The organism is Mycobacterium sp. (genome assembly GCF_049802695.1).
Lineage (GTDB): Bacteria > Actinomycetota > Actinomycetes > Mycobacteriales > Mycobacteriaceae > Mycobacterium.
Window position 1 is genome coordinate 1 of record NZ_JBARMY010000318.1, and the last position, 2,854, is coordinate 2,854.

At 68.8% G+C, this 2,854-nt stretch carries 3 protein-coding genes; all 3 read right to left on the minus strand.

All coding sequences use genetic code 11. The features are described from left to right. Positions 1–334, minus strand: a 334-nt coding sequence (locus WA317_RS13045) for a polyphenol oxidase family protein (protein ID WP_425173430.1), incomplete at its 3' end; no start/stop codon positions are given. A 131-nt stretch (positions 335–465) separates the two neighbouring features. Next, positions 466–1,608, minus strand: coding sequence for a cell division protein FtsZ (gene ftsZ, locus WA317_RS13050; RefSeq protein WP_425173431.1), 1,143 nt, complete (start codon positions 1,606–1,608; stop codon positions 466–468). A gap of 286 nt (positions 1,609–1,894) precedes the next feature. Continuing rightward, a complete protein-coding gene (locus WA317_RS13055) occupies positions 1,895–2,833 on the minus strand; it encodes a cell division protein FtsQ/DivIB (protein ID WP_425173432.1) in 939 nt (312 codons plus the stop codon). Between the last annotated feature and the right edge of the window lie 21 nt (positions 2,834–2,854).

The following is a 2,854-nucleotide window of genomic DNA, read 5'->3' on the forward strand; positions in this document are numbered from 1 at the left end:
CCACCCCGGCCCGCGCATCGGCCAGCAGCACCGGCACGCAGTCGGCCGTGATCACCGCCAGCGCCAGCCCAGAGGTGCGGGTGACCAGGGCGTCCGTGGCGTCGACCGCGGCACCTCGCGGCTCGTCGACCACCTCGACCCGAACGCCGTGCACCTGATTCATCCACACCACCCGGTCGGGGCCCAGGCCGATGGCCTGAGCAAGTCGAGTCCGGTTAGCCGCCACCGCGGACGGGTCATCACCGACATGATCACCCAAGTTGAAGGTGTCGTACGGCGGCCTTGAGACGCCGCCCGCCCTGGTGGTCGTCACGCGCCGAATTCGGTAACCCACTGAGCCAGTATTCCAAGCCCAGTATCCGGGCCGCCGGCGCGAGGGTGCACAGCTGCCCCCGCCGGCGATCGGTGTGTCGTGTGCAGACACCCACGGTGGCCGGGCAGGCCCGGCGAACACCGCTGGAGGAACTAGCGGCGCATGAAAGGCGGCACGTCGACGTCCTCGTCGTCACCACCGCCGAGGTTGAGGGTCGAGCCGTTGGTGTGCCGCGGCACACTGACCGCGTCGGCCGGCTCGAACAGACTGGAACTCACCGTGCCTGCCGTGGCCGGCGCGATCGTCTGGGCGCTGGCCGGGGTGCTCACGATCGGTTCGCGGCCGGGCCCCATCGCGTCGAAGCCGGCAGCGATCACGGTCACGCGCACTTCGTCGCCCAGCGAGTCGTCGATGACGGTGCCGAAGATGATGTTGGCATCCTGGTGGGCGGCGTCTTGCACCAGCGACGCCGCCTCGTTGATCTCGAACAGACCCAGGTCGCTGCCACCGGCGATCGACATCAGTACACCCTGGGCGCCTTCCATCGAGGCTTCCAGCAGCGGGGAGTTGATCGCGGTCTCGGCGGCCTTGAGCGCCCGGCCCTCGCCGCGCGCCGAGCCGATACCCATCAGCGCCGTGCCGGCACCGGACATGATGCCTTTGACGTCGGCGAAGTCGACGTTGATCAGCCCCGGAGTGGTGATCAGGTCGGTGATGCCCTGCACACCGTTGAGCAGCACCTCGTCGGCGCTACGGAACGCGTCCATCAGCGACACCGCGGCGTCACCCATCTGCAGCAACCGGTCATTGGGAATCACGATCAGGGTGTCGCAGCTTTCCCGCAACGAGGCGATGCCGTTCTCGGCCTGATTGCCGCGCCGCTTCCCTTCGAACGAGAACGGCCGGGTGACCACCCCGACGGTCAGCGCGCCCAGTTTGCGGGCGATGCTGGCGACGACGGGCGCGCCGCCGGTGCCCGTTCCGCCGCCCTCACCGGCGGTGACGAACACCATGTCAGCGCCGCGGAGCAGCTCTTCTATCTCGTCTTTGGCGTCCTCGGCTGCCTTGCGCCCGACCTCCGGGTCGGCGCCGGCGCCGAGCCCGCGGGTGGAGTCGCGCCCGACGTCGAGTTTGACGTCGGCGTCGCTCATCAACAGCGCCTGGGCGTCGGTGTTGATGGCGATGAACTCCACGCCTTTGAGGCCCTGCTCGATCATCCGGTTGACAGCGTTGACGCCGCCACCGCCGATACCCACGACTTTGATGACGGCGAGGTAGTTGTGCGGGGGGGTCATCATTGCGTCTTCCTCCCTAGGGGAACTGGCGTGATGCGGACCTGCTTTGACTTCCCCAAACTCTCAACCTCAACCAGAGATTTAGAGTTATGTCAAGTAGTTCCGCGTGATCAGAACGGTATGGGGACGACCCGTGCGAACGATGCAGGCGCGCCGACGCGCCGCAGGCCAATTTCGGCAATTTTCCGCGACGGCCCTTCGATCGTCAGGCGGGAGTGCCGACCAGCGGTGTTCGCCGGGCCCTGCCCGGCCACCGTCACGTCGGCGTGACCTCGGCGGGTGGTCGCTATTTGACGGTCGGCAAGTCCGGGCTGGACACGTCGTAGGTGTGCCCGGGTTGAGTCAACAGCGCCGCGAGTTTCTCGGCCTTCTCCTCGGTGTGGTCGGTGGTTCCCCACACCACGACGCGCCCGTCGGTCAGCGTCAGGGTGATCGAGGCCACCGAGGGCGCTGCGATCCGGCCCACTTGACCGGCGACCTCCGGCCGCAGCACGGTCAGCACTTGCAGCGCGGCCTTGGTCGCCGGATCCGACGGCCCAGGGTTGTCGACGTCCAGATACGGCAGCGACGGCGGCGGCGGAGCGACCGCGAAGTCGACTCCGTCACGGTCGTAGAGGTGCGGCCCGTCGGGAAAGTCTTTGACCACCACCGGCATTCGCTCTGCGATCGTGATGCGCAGCGCTGACGGGTACTGACGCTGCACCCGGGCGCTGGCCACCCGCGGAATCGCGGCCACCCGGTCGGCGACCCGGTCGGTGTCGATCTGCAGCAGCGGCATCCCCGGTCGCACCTTGGCTGCGCCGAGCACTTCATCGCGCGTCACCGTGGCGAGCCCGACGACGATGACGCTGCGCGCCGACATCACCGGCGTGAAGTAGAGCACCAGCCCCAAGGCGACGGTGAGCACCGCCAGCAACACCATGAGCAGCGCCATCTTCAAGCCACGCACGGTGCCCCGCGGAACCGAATCAGCCGGCGGCGTACCCCGGGCCTTACGCTTGGCCTCCCGGCGGGCCAGCTCGATCGCCGTGGCGCGAGCCTGGGCGGCGCGGCGTTCTTCGCGTTCCCGGCGCGCACGGCGGCGTGGTCCTTCGAAGTCGGTCGAGTCTTCGCTGCTTCCGGCGTCCTCCGACGATTCGGCGGCTGGGGCAGCGTCGGGTTCGGTCTCGAGGCTGGTACTGGATGGTGGCGACCCGGTCACCGGGCCGCCGTCCGGCTCGGTCACCGCCGTACCCCGGACCGGCCC